Genomic DNA, 15,676 nt, shown 5'->3' with positions numbered 1-15,676 from the left:
GTGACTGTTGCCCCCCACCAAGCGTGTCTGCTGTACTTTGCTGACGAAGAGGCCCCTGCGCTGCGCCTGGCGCAGGCAGCGGGCATGACTGCCCAGGCCATCGAGCGCCACCGCTTCCCCGATGGTGAACTCAAGCTGCGTTTGCCCGTCAACGCGGCGGGCCGCCTGCCCCGGCGGGTGGTGCTGCTGCGCAGCCTGCACCAGCCCAATGAAAAGCTGGTGGAACTGCTGCTGGCCGCGCGCACGGCCCGCAGCCTGGGCGCGCAGCAGCTCACACTGGTAGCGCCGTACCTGGCCTATATGCGGCAGGACATCGCCTTCCACCCCGGCGAGGCCGTGAGCCAGCAGGTGGTGGGCGGGTTTCTGGCGGGCCTGTTCGACGCGGTGATCACGGTGGACCCGCACCTGCACCGCATCGACCGGCTGGAGCAGGCCATCCCTGTGCCGCAGGCGGTGGTGCTCAGCGGCGCCGAGCCACTGGCCGACCTGATCGCTGATCGGCGCCCCAATACACTCCTGGTAGGCCCGGACGGCGAATCCGCCCAGTGGATCGCCCAGGCCGCCGCCCGCCACGGTTTTGACCATGCTGTCTGCACCAAGGTTCGCCATGGCGACCGCGATGTCGCCATCGAACTGCCCCCACTCAACGCACAGGGCCGGGCCGTGGTGCTGCTGGACGACATGGCCAGCACCGGCCGCACGCTGGCGTTGGCGGCGCGGCTGCTGCTGCAGGCGGGCGCGGCATCGGTGGATGTGGCTGTGACGCACGCACTGTTTGCGGGCGATGCGCTGCAGGTGCTGCATGAAGCCGGGGTGGGTGAGGTGTGGAGCACGGACTGCATCCCGCACCCGAGCAACGCCGTGCCCATGGCCGGGCCGCTGGCCACCGCGCTGCAGTCCGTCCTTCGCACCTGAAAACCCCGGGCTCGGGCTGCGACAATGCGCCATTGCCTCCGACGCTGCGCCCGCACAGCGATTCAACGAATACAGAAACGGTCCCACCATGTTGCTTGACGCCACCGAATCCCAACTCGTCCTGGTCGATTACCAGGAGCGCCTGATGCCCGCCATCTTTGAAGGCCCCGCCGTGCTGGCCAACGCACGCCGCCTGGCCGAGATCGCCCGCATGCTGGATGTGCCCGTGTGGGGCACCGAGCAAAACCCCTCGCGACTGGGTGCCAATGACCCCGCGCTGCGCGCCCTGTGCCAGAAGACCCTGGCCAAGATGCACTTCAGCGCCGCCGAAGAAGGCCTGGGCGAATGGCTGCGCCCCCCGGCCAAGCCGCAGCAGGGCGGCAACGCGCGCAGCCTGCCCAAGCACCTTCAAAAACCCGCTCAACAGGAGCCCGAGCGCGGCACCATCGTCATTGCCGGGTGCGAAGCCCATGTCTGCCTGCTGCAGACCGCGCTTGATTTGCTGGAGGACGAGTTTGAGGTGTGGGTGGTGACCGACGCCTGCGGCTCGCGCACCGAACGCAACCGCGACGCCGCCTTCGACCGCCTGGCCGGCGCGGGCGCCGAGCTGGTGACCACCGAGATGGTGGCGTTTGAATGGCTGGGCACCTGCGAGCACCCGGCGTTCAAGGATGTGCTGGGCTTGATCAAGTAGCCAGTTTTTGAGTCTTTTTGCCCTCTGGCGCTTATCTATCAAGCGCTAGCAGCTATCGAAATAGTAGTATTCGTTAGGCACCACCGAGGGCGCTGATTGCTCCCATTCGCCCATGTCCCCTGTCTTGATTGGGCTCGTTCTGCTCGTGGTGTTGCTGGTCCTGAATGTCCAGGCCACCCGCCAGATTGTGCGCACCGGTCTGCAAGGTTTTCGCAAAACGATGCTGACGGGCGGTGTGTGGGTGCTGCCGTTCCTGGGCGCCTGGCTGGTGAAGATCCACCTGCAGTCCGCCGCAGTGCCGGCGCCCGGTGAATCTGGTGCAGGGGAGGCCGAGCCAGCCCCTGAGCACCTTGAGGCGCCAGGCGTTGCGAGTTTTGACGTACGGGGACATCTGCAAAACACACAGAATCTGCCGCAGCTGGATTGGCCCGCGCTGGACGCCTGGGCCCACGGCGCGGGCAATCGTGCACCGGCGGCCGTGGCCGACGCGCTGAACCAGGGCCGACGCGCCTGGCTGCTGCACCTGCGCGATGCGCTGGGCACGCACATGCATCTGCACGAAGGGGCGGATTGCTTCATCCTGTCGCCGCTGGAACCGTCAGTGGCGCGCGCCACCGCGCGCTATGTGACCACCACGCGTCAGCGCATCGACCGGCTGCTGGCGGGCATGGCGCATTTCCCCGTGGCAGAAAAAAGCATCTTGCTCGTGCTGGATGACGAGGACACCTACTACCACTACGTCGCGCAGTTCTACGGATCGGACGGCGAGTTTGTGCGCAGCGGCGGCATGTTCATCCACTTCGGCTGCCCGCATTTTGTGGTCGTGGCAGCCGACCTTGCAGCCATCGAGCCGGTGATTGCCCACGAGATGACGCACAGCGCGCTGGCCCACCTGCACCTGCCCACCTGGCTGGACGAGGGCCTGGCTGTCAACACCGAGCGCCGCCTGAAGGGCGCGCCACCAGCACAGCACACCCCCGCGCAACTGCACCATCTGCACCAACGCTTCTGGACGCCCGAGCGCATGCAGGAGTTCTGGGCGGGCACGTCGTTTCAGCGCACCGACGACGGCAACCTGCTGTCCTATGAGTTGGCGCGCATTCTGGTGGACCACATGGCGCGCGACTGGGCCGCGTTTACCGCTTTTGTGACCACAGCGCAGCGCCGCGATGCCGGGGCACAAGCGGCGGTCGAGGTGTTGTCCGTGGACCTGGGGAGCAGTGTGGGCGCCTTGCTGGACATTGTCGATAACGACGGCTGGGCGCCAGACCCTGAGCGTTGGGGTGGGGCAGCGGCGTGAGGTAGCACTGGTCAGCGGCGGTCATCTAATTGAAGACACCCGAGCGCCCAAAGCCTATGCTTGGGCAGCCCAACAAGGTGGTTTTTTCATGTACCGACGTTTTTATTCTTCGTCTTCCCCTGTTTTTTGGGTCAACTTGCGCCGCGCGGCGCCTGAAGGGGCGAGGCGGTCGTTCTTTACGTCGTGTGCATGGCTATTGGCGACGTTCACGACGTTGGCGGCGCTCAGTGGCTGCAGTGCAGTCCCACAGGCCGCGGATCCCAACTCCGACGCCCCCGAGGCGGCGTTTGCCCCGCGTGGCCCATTCATCGACGCGCCGACATACGACGAAGCGCTGCAGCGCTGGCAGAGCCCAGAAGACATCAGCGCCTGGATTGGCGCGCGGTTCCGGTACGACACAGACCGCGCGATGCAGTTGTCTGAAACCCAGCGCCAGGCCAGCGGGCGCATGCCCATCCTGGCGCCTGACGCCTTTTTTGCAGCCCCCAGCGGCGTGTGTGTGGACGTGGCCCGTTTTGCGCTGGAGACACTGCGAACCCTGCAACCCGGCGTGCAGCCGCGCTACCTGATGATCGAGTTCGACCCCGTCTCCGTGCGCGGCAACACGCTGCGCCGACACTGGCTGGTGTCGTTCGAACGGGGCGGGCAGCATTATTTTTTTGCCGATTCCAAACGCCCAGGCCACATCGCCGGGCCGTACGCAAGCGTGCAGGCCTTTGTGGACGAATACGCGCACTACCGCGGGCGGCGCATTGTGGCTTTCAGCGAGCGGGAGTCCTGTGAGCGCAGGCTGCGCACCCGGGCGGTTGCTGAACCGGCATCGTGAGATGGGTAGAGGTTTGGGCGGCCTCTGAGTGAGCCAAGGTATGACGCATGGAATGGGCCCAAACCCCAATCATTGCGGCACACGGGGCCGCGATTAGAAATAGGAGTGATTTTTGCCTCTAGCGCAAATCCACCAAGCGCTGATAGCTATCATTTTTAGAGATACAACGAAGCTGTGGACGGGTGTCCAGTCAGTCCCGGCTCAACCCGTGGGCAATGCTGAGGCTTTGGCCTGCACCGGTTGGCCCACCGCGATCCAGCCGTCGATGCCACCTTGCAGAAAACGCGCCTTGATGCCTGCGGCACGCAGGCGCAACGCGGTGGAACGGCTGACCTCGTGGCCATAGACGCAGTACACCACCACCTCTTCGTCGGTCGGCAGCTCACCGGCCCAGGCGTCGATGGCCACCGGGTCGCTCCAGGGGGCATTGGGCAGGATGGTGGTGGCAGCGTCGTAAACACCAGCGCGGCGCACATCGATGCGATGGCGTGCCTGCTGCGCGTCTTGTACCGATGCCTCCAAGCCATCGCTGGCGGCGTGGACCGCGCGCTGGTAGCGCTCGTACACGGCAGCCCAGTCGATATTGGCCATGAAGACATCGACATACGCGCCCGCTGCAGCGCCGTGGTCGAGGTGGTAGGCATGTTCATACATGTCCAACGCGAGGATGGGCACCCCACCGGCAGCAGCCTGGGTGTGGTCGCTGGCCCACTGGTTGACGAGCGTGCCATCGCGCGGCTGGAACACCAGCAGCACCCATCCCGAGCCGCCGCCCAGTGCCTTGCCCATGGCGACAAACTCTTCACGCCAGCGCTCCGCGCTGCCAAAGCTGGCTGCCAGGGCCAGCAGCATGCCGGGGGCAGGGGCGGCGCCACCGCCGCCCAGGCTGCCAAAGTACAGTTCGTGCAGCAGCATCGAATTGCTGGCCATCAGCTCCTCGCGCTTGAGTCCGTTGACGACAAAGCCGGGCGTGGAGGCAAAGTCCAGCCCCGAGAGCTGCGCCCGGATGGCGTTGAGCCGCGCCACCGCACCGCCATAGTTGTTCTGGTGGTGGCTGCGCAGCAGCCTTTCGGACAGCCCGGGCAGCGTGGCCGGGTCAAGGGGAAGGGCTTGGGGACGTGCTTGCATGGGGATACTCCCGGGAAGTGGATGACAACTGGTTCAGGCCAGCCAGGGTTTGAGGAAGGTCACTGCCAACCCCACGGCCGCGCACAGCCCCAGCAGCGGCATCACCCCCAGCTTGAAGCGGAACAGCGCCACCAGTGCGCCCACGGCGATCACCGCCGACACGGCATCGAACGCCCCGCCAAAACCCTTGGGCCATAGCAGGTGGTAGGCAAAAAACAGCGCCAGGTTCAGGATCACACCCACCACTGCGGCGGTGATGGCCGACAGCGGGGCGGTGAAACCGAGCTTGCCGTGGGTGGCCTCTACCGCCGGGCCGCCCGCGAGGATGAAGATGAACGAGGGCAGAAAGGTCACGAACGTCACCACGGCGGCGGCTGTGGCGCCGGCAAACAGCGCTTCCGGCCCCCACACCTGCTGCAGCCAGCCGCCCACGAAGCCGACGAAGGCCACCACCATGATCAGCGGGCCGGGCGTGGTCTCGCCCAGCGCCAGGCCGTCGATCATCTGCGGGCCGCTGAGCCACTGGTATTGCTCCACCGCGCCCTGGTAGACGTACGGCAGCACGGCATAAGCGCCGCCAAAGGTGACCAGCGCGGCCTTGGTAAAGAACCAGCCCATCTGCGTGAGCGTGCCTTGTACCCCCTGGGTGACGACCAGCGTAGCCATGGCCGCCAGCCACAGCGCCAGCCCGGCCGCCAGCACCTTGGCCAGATGGCTGCGTGAGAAGCGGGCGTGGGGGGGCGTGGGGGTGTCGTCGTCGATCAGTGCTGGGCCGTAGCCCTTGTGGCCGTCGGCATGGCCGCCTCCGAGGGCAAACACGCCAGGCCAGCGTTGTGCGCCAAAGTAGCCTATCAGCCCGGCCGTCAGGACGATGGCAGGGAAGGGCGTATCGAACGCAAAGATGGCTACAAACGATGCGGCAGCGATGCCCCACATCCAGCGGTTCTTGAGAGCCCGCGTGCCAATGCGGTGCGCTGCGTGCAGCACCAGTGCGGTCACGGCGGGTTTGATGCCATAGAAGATGCCCGCCACCACCGGCACATCGCCAAACCGCAGGTACACCCACGACAGCGCGATCAGGATGAACAGCGAAGGCAGCACAAACAGTGCCCCGGCCACGATGCCGCCCCAGGTGCGATGCATGAGCCAGCCGATGTAGGTGGCCAGCTGCTGCGCCTCGGGGCCCGGCAGCAACATGCAGTAGTTGAGGGCGTGCAGAAATCGCTTTTCGCTGATCCAGCGGCGGCGCTCCACCAGTTCGGCATGCATGATCGCAATCTGGCCCGCAGGCCCGCCAAAGCTGATGAAACCGAGCTTGAGCCAGAACAGGAACGCCTCGCCAAAGCTTACCGGGGTGGGGCGGTCCAGGGCGGAGGGGGTGGGCGCAGGGGTGAGGGTAGTCATGGTGCGGCGCTGGTCAGCGGAGCCTGGGAAGATGGATGGGTGGGCGGCACGGCATACAACGCGTCGAACACCTGCGCGGCGGCCTGGGCGAGGGCATCGTCATCGGCATGCACTTCGCGCAGGCCAGCCAGCACGGCCTCCAGCCCGGCGGCTTCGGGCACGGGCATGCCGCCGGTGTCCAGATAGTGCACGGCGCGGGCTAGGCGCTGCAGGCGGGGGTCGGTCTCCAGCCCGAAGCTGGCAATGAGCACCTCGAAGGTCACCAGGGCACCCACGTGGGTAAACCGGGCGCCGTCAAAGTCAAAGCCCAGGACATCAGCAGGCGGCGATGCCGGATCGGCCAGCCACACAAAACGCGCACCCGTGTCGACGAATCGGCGGATCAGCCAGGCGCAGGCCAGGCGGTCCACCCAGGGCCGCGCCCGCGTCGCCCAGCGCTGGTTCTGGAACTGGGCGGTGTCAAGGCGCTTGATGCCATGGGCGGGCAGGGCGGCAGGCTCTCCCCGCGAGAAGCAAGCGTCCAGCGCCTGACGCAGGCTGGCCATGTCGGCATCGGCCTGCGCGGCTGCGGCGCCAGGGTAGTAGTCGATGCGGTGCAGTGCCTGCAGTGCATCGGCAACGTTGCGCTGGCGACGGCGCGCTTCGGTCTCCGTGAGCTGTGCGAGCTCGGCTTGCAAAGCGCTGGCCGTGTCGCGCCACTGCGTGAAGGCTTCTGTGCGGTCGAACAACGCTTCGATCTCCTGGCGCTGTGCGCTGTCCGGCGCAGTAAGAGTCAGCAGCATGGCCGTCCCGCCGTGTTCTCGCACCTCGGCGGCGATGGGCGCCAGCAGGCCTGCGTGTTCTTCAGGCAGTAGGTAGGCGCCGTCGCGCAGGGCGGCGCAACCCAGTGCCTTGAGATTGCGCCAGATGCGCAGCCGCACGGCGTTGGGCTGCGTCGGCAGCGTCATGATGAGGGTGGACCACATGGCATTGAAGTATATGCATTAAGTAGTGAAATAGTTATTTCTATTTCAAAAATCGTCATCACCAAAGATTCCTTGCATGCCGGGTGCTTCTGGTCATACAAGGGAGCGGTGCAGACGAAAAGGCATCCGGTACACAGGAACAGCGCCCAATGCAGGGCGGCAGTCGCTTTTGTCCATGGAGATGTGGCGCCGTGTAAGTGGATTCAGGGCCGATGCCAAGCCCTGCGTCAGTTTGCCGCAAGCCCGTTATGAATAATTATGAATTCAAAACCTGCTGTCTTGGCAGGCCGAGAGAGATGCCGAGGAGACCCCCACAATGACCGCTTACGCTGATTTCTACCGCCAGTCCATCGACCACCGCGACGCCTTCTGGAGCGAACAGGCGCAGCTGATCGACTGGAAGACGCAGCCCCAGCAGGTGTGCGACTACAGCAACCCGCCCTTTGCCAAATGGTTTGTGGGCGGCACCACCAACCTGTGCCACAACGCAGTAGACCGGCACCTGGCCACGCGCGCCAGCCAAGCGGCGCTGGTGGCCATCTCCACCGAAACCGACACCGAGCGCAGCTACAGCTTTGCCGAGCTGCATGCCGAGGTGCAGCGCATGGCAGCCGTGTTGCAGAGCCTGGGGGTGAAGAAGGGCGACCGCGTGCTCATCTACATGCCCATGATTGCCGAAGCCGCCTTTGCCATGCTGGCCTGCGTGCGCATTGGTGCACTGCATTCCGTGGTGTTTGGTGGCTTTGCGTCGGGCTCACTGGCTTCGCGCATCGAAGACGCCGAACCCGTGGCTGTGGTCAGCGCCGATGCCGGGTCGCGCGGTGGCAAGGTGGTGCCTTACAAGCCGTTGCTGGACGAGGCCATTGCGCTCTCCAAACACAAGCCCGCCGCTGTACTCATGGTGAACCGCGGCTTGGCCCCCATGCACCTGCAGCCGGGCCGCGACCATGAATGGGCGCCGCTGCGCGAGCAGCACCTGAACACCGTGGTGCCGTGCGAATGGGTGGAGTCCACCCACCCTAGCTACACGCTGTACACCAGCGGCACCACGGGCAAACCCAAGGGCGTGCAGCGCGACACTGGTGGCTACACCGTGGCGCTGGCCGCCAGCATGAAGCACATCTTTGATGCCAAAGCGGGTGACACCTACTTTGCGACCAGCGACATCGGCTGGGTGGTGGGTCACAGCTACATCGTCTATGGCCCGCTGATCGCGGGAATGACGACCATCATGTACGAAGGCTTGCCCACGCGACCCGATGCCGGTGTGTGGTGGAGCATTGTCGAAAAGTACCAGGTCACCCACATGTTCTCGGCACCCACGGCGGTGCGGGTGCTCAAGAAGCAGGACGCCAGCTGGCTCAGGAAGTACAACGTCTCCACCCTCAAGGCCCTGTGGCTGGCGGGCGAGCCGCTGGACGAGCCCACGGCCCAGTGGATCAGCGACGCGCTGCAGGTGCCCATCATCGATAACTACTGGCAGACCGAAACCGGCTGGCCCATCCTGACGCTGGCCAATGGCGTGGAGCAGCAGACCACACGCTTTGGCAGCCCCGGCAAGGCCATGTACGGCTACCACGTCAAGCTGATCGACGAGAGCAACGGCGAAGAGCTGACCGCCCCCAACCAGAAGGGCGTGGTCGCCATCGAAGGCCCGCTGCCCCCCGGCTGCATGCAGACCGTGTGGCGCGACGATGCACGTTTTGTGAACACCTATTGGAAGAGCATTCCCGGTCGGCTGATCTACAGCACCTTCGACTGGGGCATCCGCGACGCCGACGGCTACCACTTCATCCTGGGCCGCACGGACGACGTGATCAACGTGGCAGGCCACCGCCTGGGCACGCGCGAGATCGAGGAGAGCATTGCCTCCCACCCCAACATCGCCGAAGTGGCCGTGGTGGGCGTCGCCGACAGCCTGAAGGGCCAGGTCGCCATGGCATTTGCCGTGGCACGCGATGCGTCGGGCCTCACGGACGATGCAGCGCGCCTCAAGCTCGAAGGCGAAGTGATGAAGCAGGTGGACCACCAGCTCGGCGCGGTGGCCCGGCCGTCGCGTGTGTACTTCGTGACCGTGCTGCCCAAGACCCGCAGCGGCAAACTGCTGCGCCGCGCGCTCCAGGCCGTGGCCGAGCGGCGCGACCCGGGTGACTTGACGACGATGGAAGACCCGGCGGCGCTGCAACAGGTGAAGGACCTGGTGGGGTGACGAGCCTTTTCGACCCGCAGTGGGCTTCGTGCAAAGGCGGCCGTGCTGTTCGCGTGGGGCTTGGCACGCCAGGGCTCAGGAGATCACCAGGGTGAAGTAGCCAAACTCCATGTCGGTCGCTTCGGACACTGCTGTGACGGTGGCGTTGGGATTGGATGTGGTCACGCTGTCAGTCGTGATGCCATTGATGACGGCGTAGACGGAGTAGACATCGCTGATTTCCACCGTGACCTGCACGAATGAATCAGGCACTACGACGTCTTGCACTGGCACACCTTGGTGCGTGATCTGGAAGGTCACCGGGCCAAGGCTGGTTTTTTCGAATTGCATCTGGTTGGCAACGCTACTGGGTGTTGTCACCACTTCGAATTCGTAGGTTTGCTGGGCGCGCTGCTGCTTCACCTGCGCCAGAAAACGGGTCGCACCACTGACTGCTATCGGTGCGGAGGTATAGGTGTTGCCTTCCAGTATGGTGCTGGCCGTGATCTCGAAAGTTTCGGCCTCCGGGACGGATAGCGTCGCGCCGGGGGCGAGGCCCGGCAGGCGGGCGAGGGCCAGCCCACCCCGGTGAATCACGTACTGGGCGATGTACGAGGTGCTGTTGGTCAAAGTCAAAGCGCTCATGGGACCCCTCCGATAGTAAGAAAAGAACGGAGATTCATTGTTACCGCCTTGGCGGTTGCAACGCCCGGATTTTTTGCCATTGGCGCAGTGCGCTGGCACCGGGCCAGAGCGGGGCGAGACTCCGGCCGGAGCGCAGTCACGCAGGCCGGTTTTTCTGCCATCCCACCGGCGGTTGCCACCCTGGCGTCCAGCCGATGAAATCCTGCAGCGGCATGGGCCGGGCGATGCAGTAGCCCTGGGCCTGCATGCAGCCCAGCTGCAGCAGCATCTGGCCTTGTTCGATGGTTTCCACGCCTTCGGCAATCACGCGGTAGCCGAAGGAGCGGGCCAGGCCGATGACCCCCTGCACGATGGCCAAGTCGCCGGGGTCGCCCATCATGCCGTGCACAAAACTCTGGTCGATCTTGAGCGTGTCCATGGGCAGGCGGCGCAGGTAGGTCAGCGACGAGTAGCCGGTGCCAAAGTCGTCCAGCGACACTGCCACCCCCAGCGCACGCAGCGCCGTCAGGGTTTGCGCCACGGCGGTCAGGTCGTAGAGGGCGGCGCTTTCGGTGATCTCGATTTCCACCAGGTGGCCGGGCACGCCTGGGTGGCGGGCGATGCACCGGGCCATCCAGTCGGCAAAGTCTGGGTTTTGCAGGTGCTGGGCAGCGATGTTGATGCTCAGCGGCAGGTGCAGTCCGTGTGCCTGCAGTTGCGCCAGCACGGTGAGTGCGGCTTCGACCACCCACTCTCCAAAGTCGATTTCCAGCTCGGTGCCCTCCAGCAGCGGCAAGAACTCGCCCGGCGGCACCAGGCCGCGTTCGGGGTGCTGCCAGCGCGCCAGCGCTTCGGCACCCACCACGGCCCCACTCCTCATGTCCACCTTGGGCTGCAGGTACAGCGTGAACTGCGCGGCGGCCAGGGCCTCGCGCAGGTGGCGGCCCTGTTCGCGCTGCAGTTGCAGGGCGCGTTCCTGCGCAGCGTCGAACTGGTGGAACCGGTTGCGCCCGGCCTGCTTGGCGGCGTACATGGCCTGGTCGGCGTGGCGCAGCAGGGCGTCGGCGTCGGCGTCATCCTGCGGGAACACAGTGTAGCCGATGCTGGCAGTGACCACCACACGCTCGGTGTCGAGTGTGTAGGGCGCTGAGATGTTGTCCATCACCCGGTGCAGCATGCGCTCGCAGTCGCCCACGGATTCAAGGTCGGGCATGAGGATCACGAACTCGTCGCCGCCCAGGCGCGCCACCGTGTCCAGCGGGCGCAGCGCGCGTGTGAGGCGGCCACCCACCACCACCAGCAGGCGGTCGCCCGCGCCGTGGCCCAGGCGGTCGTTGACGGGCTTGAAGCCGTCCAGGTCCAGGTAGGCCACACCCAGCTGCCGACCGTTCTGGCGCGCCTGGTCCATGCACTCCTGCAACTTGCGGGCCAGCAGCACGCGGTTGGGCAGGCCCGTGAGGGCGTCAAACAGGGCCAGCCGCTGCAGCAGAACCTCTTGCTCGCGCTGGGGCGTGACGTCAATGGCCACACCCAGCATGCGTGCGGGGCGGCCCGCCGCATCGAAGCCCACGATCTTGCCCAGGTTGCGCAGCCAGCGGGCGGGGTCGCCCGGCTGGTTCACGCGCCAGGTGGCGTCGAACGGGGTGCCGGGGTGGGTGGTGTGGCGAGCCAGTTCGCTGGTGATGCGGTCGATGTCGTCGGGGGCAATGCCAGCGGTCCACTGCGTGGAGGCCAGTGGGGTGTGGGGCGTGTCCAGGCCTCGCATGGCGTGCCAGCGGCTGTCGCCGGTGACGGTGCCTGTCTGCAAATTCCAGTCCCACAGGCCCAGCGATGCCGCCGAGATGGTGAGCGAGAGCAGTTCCTCGCGTTCCCGCACCTGCTCTTCATTGCGCTTGCGGTCGGTGATGTCGTGCACCGAGAACAGCCAGCACGGCTCGCCATCGAATTCGGTGGCGCGCATGGACTGCAGCACGGTGCGGGGTGGGCCGCCACGCACATTCAGGTTGACCTCGTAGCTGCTCAGGTGGCCCGAGCGCTCCACCTCCGCAATCAGCTTTTCGCGGTCGTGCGCGGTGAAGATGCCCAGCTCGACCGCAGTACGGCCGATGGCCTCCTCGCGCGGGATGCCCAGCATGTCCACCCAGGCGGGGTTGATGTCCACATAGCGTCCGTCGCGGCGGTGCGACAGGCCCATGGGGTAGGGCATGAGCTGAAAGATGCGCGAGAAACGCTCTTCGGACTGGCGCAGGCGCTGCTCGGCGCGCTTGGCCTCGTCGATGTCCTGCATCACGCCGCGTACGCGGGTCACGCGCCCGTTTTCGATCACCGGCTCGCCCATGGCGCGCACCCACACCAGCCGACCGTCGGTGTGCAGCACCTCGATCTCCATGCTCCACTCGCGGCGCTCCAGAATGCTCAAGCGGAAGTTGGCGCGCAGCGTTTCGCGGTAGGCGGGCGCCACATGGCGGTCAATGTAGTCGTGGGGCAGCGGCGAACCGGGGGGCAGGCCGTGTATGTCAAAACACACGTCCGACCAGTAGACCAGGCCCTTGCCGCGCTCGTCCTCCCAGGCACCCAGCCGGGCCAGGCGGCCGGCCTGCTGCAGCAGGCCATTGAGGGCCCGCAGCTCGTCACTGGCGCGGTGGGCTTCGGTCATGTCATGGAAAACGAACACAAAACAGTTTTCGCCATCCACAAGCACGGAGCGTGCCGACATCAGTCCCGGGATGCGTCCGCCGTCGCGCTGCGCAACCAGCGGCAGGCGGTCCACCTTGCCGTCGCGGCGGAAGGTCTCCACCAGCCGCTTGCGTTCCTGTTCAGAGGCCCAGATGTTCAGCTCGGTCGATGTGCGGCCGATCACCTCCTCGCGCGGGCGCCCCAGCACCTCGCAGAACGCGGGGTTCACGTCGATGTAGCGGCCGTCCGAGATGCGCGAGATGCCTGCGGGGTCGGGCAGCGTCTGGTAGAAGGTCGTGTACTTGGCCTCGGACGAGCGCAGCGCATCTTCGGCCGCGCGGTGGGCGGTGATGTCCACGTCCATGCCGATGAGGCTGGTCGGCCGGTTCTGGGCGTCGCGCGTGGCCACCGTGCCGCGCGACATGAGCCAGTGCCAGCGGCCCTCGGTGTCCATCACCCTGAATTCGGCTTCGTAGCTGTCTTCCAGCCCGTCCATGGCCCGCGCCAGCCTGGCCGCATTGCGCTCAGCATCCTGCGGGTGGCGCCGGGCATACCAGCGCTGCCACAGGTCTGGCGCCTCCAGGTCTGCGGCGGTGATGCCGAAGGTTTCGTAGAAGCTGCCGTGGCAGCGGAACTGGCGCTGCACCACATCCCACTCCCAGTGCCCGCCACCCATGGAGTCGAGCACCAGGCGCAGCCTGCGCTCTTGTTGTGCGAGGGCTTGCTGGATGTCGCTGCGTGAAAGCTCGGAGCGCGCCCCGTTGGCCAGCAGCAACCGGCCCACGCCCAGCATCAGCACCCCGGCGCCGTGGTGCCATGGCAGGCTTCGCGCCATGTCGGATGCGCCGTCGGTGGCCCACAGGCTGCCAGACACGGCCAGGGGCAGGGTCAGCGTCAGGCCGATCAGTGCAGCCCATTTGGGCACCTGCAGGCGTGCCCCCACATGGCGCCACAACAACCCCGTGGCCACCGACACGCCCAGCACGGCAACGGCTGGCACCGCATCGGACACATCAGTACCCACCGCCGCCACCAGGGCCATGAGCGCCGCAATGATTGCCGCCGGAAACCTGAAAAAGAGCGCCAGAAACGCCGCCACCGTGGGGTAGGCCACCACCCGCAGCTCAGGGGCGTTCCAGCGCAGCGCCTCAAAAGAAATCCAGGAAACGAGGCCGCCTGCCAACCCCAGCAGCAGCAAGGTGCGGCGCGACGGGTGCAAGGACTCGCGCGGCGGCAGCCAGGCAAGCACCAGCAGCAGCGACATCAGCGCTGTGGCGGCCAAAAGGGTGTTGTTACCCATGGAAAACCCCTGGGCAAGCCAATTGCGGCGGGGTAGCCGCAGGCCAGGAGTTGCAGGGGGAGCGGCCGGGGATGTGTGTGGCAGTACAGCGCCCGGTGCCGTTGACGGACTTGGTCAGATGGCAAAAGCCCGAAGAAAACCCCATGGGCCAAGTTTAGGGCCGTTCTGAGGCGGGCAGGGCGGGCCTGAGTGTCCTGATAAGTCCGGTTGACAACAATGTGCCGCACACGATGACCACGGCGCAGCCCACCATCCAGGGCGTGATGCGTTCGCCCAGGAAGACCGTGCCGTACAAAACCGCAAACACGGGGGTGATGAAGGTCACGGCCAGCGCCCGGCTGGGGCCGGCACTGGCGATGAGGCGAAAGTACAGGATGTAGGCAATGCCCGTGCACAGCACCGCAATGGCAATGATGGCGCCCCAGGCGCGCAGGCCTGGCATCTGCGCAGGCCAGAACCACAGCGTGGGCAGGGCCAGTCCCAGCGCCGCGCCCAGCTGGCTGCCGGTAGCGGTGGCCAGCGGTGGAATGCCCGTGAGGTAGCGCCGCGCAAAGCTGGCCGACAGCCCGTAGAAGCTCGAAGCCAACAGGCAGGCGGCAATGGCCCATTCGGCGCTGTCACTCTTGAACCCGGTGCCCGCTGGCGCACGCCAGGCCAGCAGCGCCACGCCCACAAAACCCAGTGCCAGGCCCGCCCAGCGCAGGCGGTTGATGCGGTCACCCAGCCACATCCAGGCCACCAGCGCGCCAAACAGCGGCACGGTGGCGTTGAGGATGGAGGTCAGGCCCGTGGCAATGTGCAGCACAGCCCAGGAAAACAGCGCAAATGGAATGGCCGAATTGATGACCCCCGCAAACAGGATGGGCCGCCAGTGCTGGCGCAGCGCAGGCCAGTGGCCCTGGCGCAGCATGATGGGCCACAGGAACACCGTGGCCAGCGCCACGCGCAGCCCGGCCGTGGGCAGAGGGCCGAAGTCGGACGCACCCAGCCGCATGAACAGAAAGGACGCGCCCCACAGCGCCGCCAGCAAGATGAATTCGCCGATCCAGGTGGAAACGGGCTGGTTGCCGGGGCTGTTCATGCATGTCCTTTGCGGGAAGCGTTGGGGGAGGTGGAGGTCAGCGCATTTTCCAGCGTCAGCAAGACCGCTTTGCGATCAAGGCCACCGGCATAGCCCGTCAGGCTGCCGTCCGATCCCACCACGCGGTGGCAGGGCACCACCACGCTGATCGGGTTGCGCCCCACGGCGGCGCCCACTGCGCGCACGGCCAGGGGGCGGCCCAGCTGGCGGCTCAAGGCGCCGTAACTGGTGGTGGCACCCCGGCCGATGGCCAGCAAGGCACGCCACACAGCCTGCTGAAACGGCGTGCCACCCGAAAGGTCCAGCGGCAGGTCAAACCCCGCACGTTGCCCGGCGAAGTACTGCTGGAGCTGGTGGGCGGCTTCCTCCAGCACGGGGTGGCTTGCCGTGTCAGCCCAGGCCGTGGGGCCATGAAGCCGCTGGCTGGGCTCGTGGCGCTGGCCTTCAAACCAGACACCGACCAAGCCGGCGGGCGACGCCGCCAGGCGCACGGGCCCCAGCGCGGTGGAGGTGCGCATTTGCACGGTGTGGGGGTGAAATTGCATGACTGAATGAACGATTTTTAGATGAAATTG

At 66.2% G+C, this 15,676-nt stretch carries 12 protein-coding genes; 5 read left to right on the top strand and 7 right to left on the bottom strand.

All coding sequences use genetic code 11. The features are described 5' to 3' along the window. The 4 genes from ACODS0_RS16510 to ACODS0_RS16495 all read left to right on the top strand — a co-directional run bounded on the left by ACODS0_RS16510 (position 1) and on the right by ACODS0_RS16495 (position 3,735). Entirely contained in the window at positions 1-915 is a 915-nt protein-coding gene (locus ACODS0_RS16510) for a ribose-phosphate diphosphokinase (protein ID WP_488836036.1), read from the top strand. Between the two features lie 88 nt (positions 916-1,003). Next, positions 1,004-1,609 carry an isochorismatase family protein gene (locus tag ACODS0_RS16505; RefSeq protein ID WP_055396123.1) on the top strand — a complete coding sequence of 202 codons (606 nt, stop codon included), beginning with the start codon at positions 1,004-1,006 and terminating at the stop codon, positions 1,607-1,609. A 112-nt stretch (positions 1,610-1,721) separates the two neighbouring features. After that, on the top strand, positions 1,722-2,909 hold the full coding sequence (locus ACODS0_RS16500; protein ID WP_488836035.1) for a hypothetical protein: 1,188 nt from the start codon (positions 1,722-1,724) through the stop codon (positions 2,907-2,909). 196 nt (positions 2,910-3,105) lie between these two features. Then, on the top strand, positions 3,106-3,735 hold the full coding sequence (locus tag ACODS0_RS16495; protein ID WP_488836034.1) for a hypothetical protein: 630 nt from the start codon (positions 3,106-3,108) through the stop codon (positions 3,733-3,735). A 201-nt stretch (positions 3,736-3,936) separates the two neighbouring features. Here the strand turns inward: ACODS0_RS16495 and ACODS0_RS16490 are convergent, their stop codons facing one another. The 3 genes from ACODS0_RS16490 to ACODS0_RS16480 are packed head-to-tail and all read right to left on the bottom strand — an operon-like array spanning position 3,937 to position 7,232. Continuing rightward, a complete protein-coding gene (locus ACODS0_RS16490; protein WP_488836033.1) occupies positions 3,937-4,863 on the bottom strand; it encodes a Fe-Mn family superoxide dismutase in 927 nt (308 codons plus the stop codon). A gap of 33 nt (positions 4,864-4,896) precedes the next feature. Continuing rightward, positions 4,897-6,267, bottom strand: coding sequence for a chromate efflux transporter (gene chrA, locus ACODS0_RS16485; protein WP_488836032.1), 1,371 nt, complete (start codon positions 6,265-6,267; stop codon positions 4,897-4,899). Then, positions 6,264-7,232 carry a chromate resistance protein ChrB domain-containing protein gene (locus tag ACODS0_RS16480; RefSeq protein WP_488836031.1) on the bottom strand — a complete coding sequence of 323 codons (969 nt, stop codon included), beginning with the start codon at positions 7,230-7,232 and terminating at the stop codon, positions 6,264-6,266. Before ACODS0_RS16480 ends, chrA begins: the two co-directional genes overlap by 4 nt. Before the next feature lie 274 nt (positions 7,233-7,506). Between ACODS0_RS16480 and ACODS0_RS16475 the strand changes: the two genes are divergently transcribed. Then, positions 7,507-9,441, top strand: a complete 1,935-nt coding sequence (locus tag ACODS0_RS16475) for a propionate--CoA ligase (RefSeq protein WP_255354221.1) — start codon at positions 7,507-7,509, stop codon at positions 9,439-9,441. Between the two features lie 75 nt (positions 9,442-9,516). Here ACODS0_RS16475 and ACODS0_RS16470 read toward each other — a convergent pair whose 3' ends face one another. The 4 genes from ACODS0_RS16470 to ACODS0_RS16455 form a co-directional block, all read right to left on the bottom strand. Continuing rightward, positions 9,517-10,065: a hypothetical protein gene (locus tag ACODS0_RS16470; protein WP_055401930.1), complete on the bottom strand. Its 549-nt coding sequence runs from the start codon at positions 10,063-10,065 to the stop codon at positions 9,517-9,519. Between the two features lie 136 nt (positions 10,066-10,201). Continuing rightward, positions 10,202-14,020 carry a sensor domain-containing protein gene (locus ACODS0_RS16465; RefSeq protein WP_488836030.1) on the bottom strand — a complete coding sequence of 1,273 codons (3,819 nt, stop codon included), beginning with the start codon at positions 14,018-14,020 and terminating at the stop codon, positions 10,202-10,204. A 154-nt stretch (positions 14,021-14,174) separates the two neighbouring features. Further along, positions 14,175-15,101 carry a DMT family transporter gene (locus ACODS0_RS16460; protein ID WP_055401926.1) on the bottom strand — a complete coding sequence of 309 codons (927 nt, stop codon included), beginning with the start codon at positions 15,099-15,101 and terminating at the stop codon, positions 14,175-14,177. Beyond that, positions 15,098-15,646 (bottom strand): methylated-DNA--[protein]-cysteine S-methyltransferase, encoded by a 549-nt coding sequence (locus tag ACODS0_RS16455; RefSeq protein ID WP_488836029.1) that lies wholly within the window; start codon positions 15,644-15,646, stop codon positions 15,098-15,100. The genes ACODS0_RS16460 and ACODS0_RS16455 overlap by 4 nt, the downstream gene beginning before the upstream one ends. Between the last annotated feature and the right edge of the window lie 30 nt (positions 15,647-15,676).

This window comes from Acidovorax sp. FG60 (genome assembly GCF_057808995.1).
Note: the sequence above shows the minus strand (reverse complement) of the source record. Positions and strands in the feature narration are given on the sequence as shown.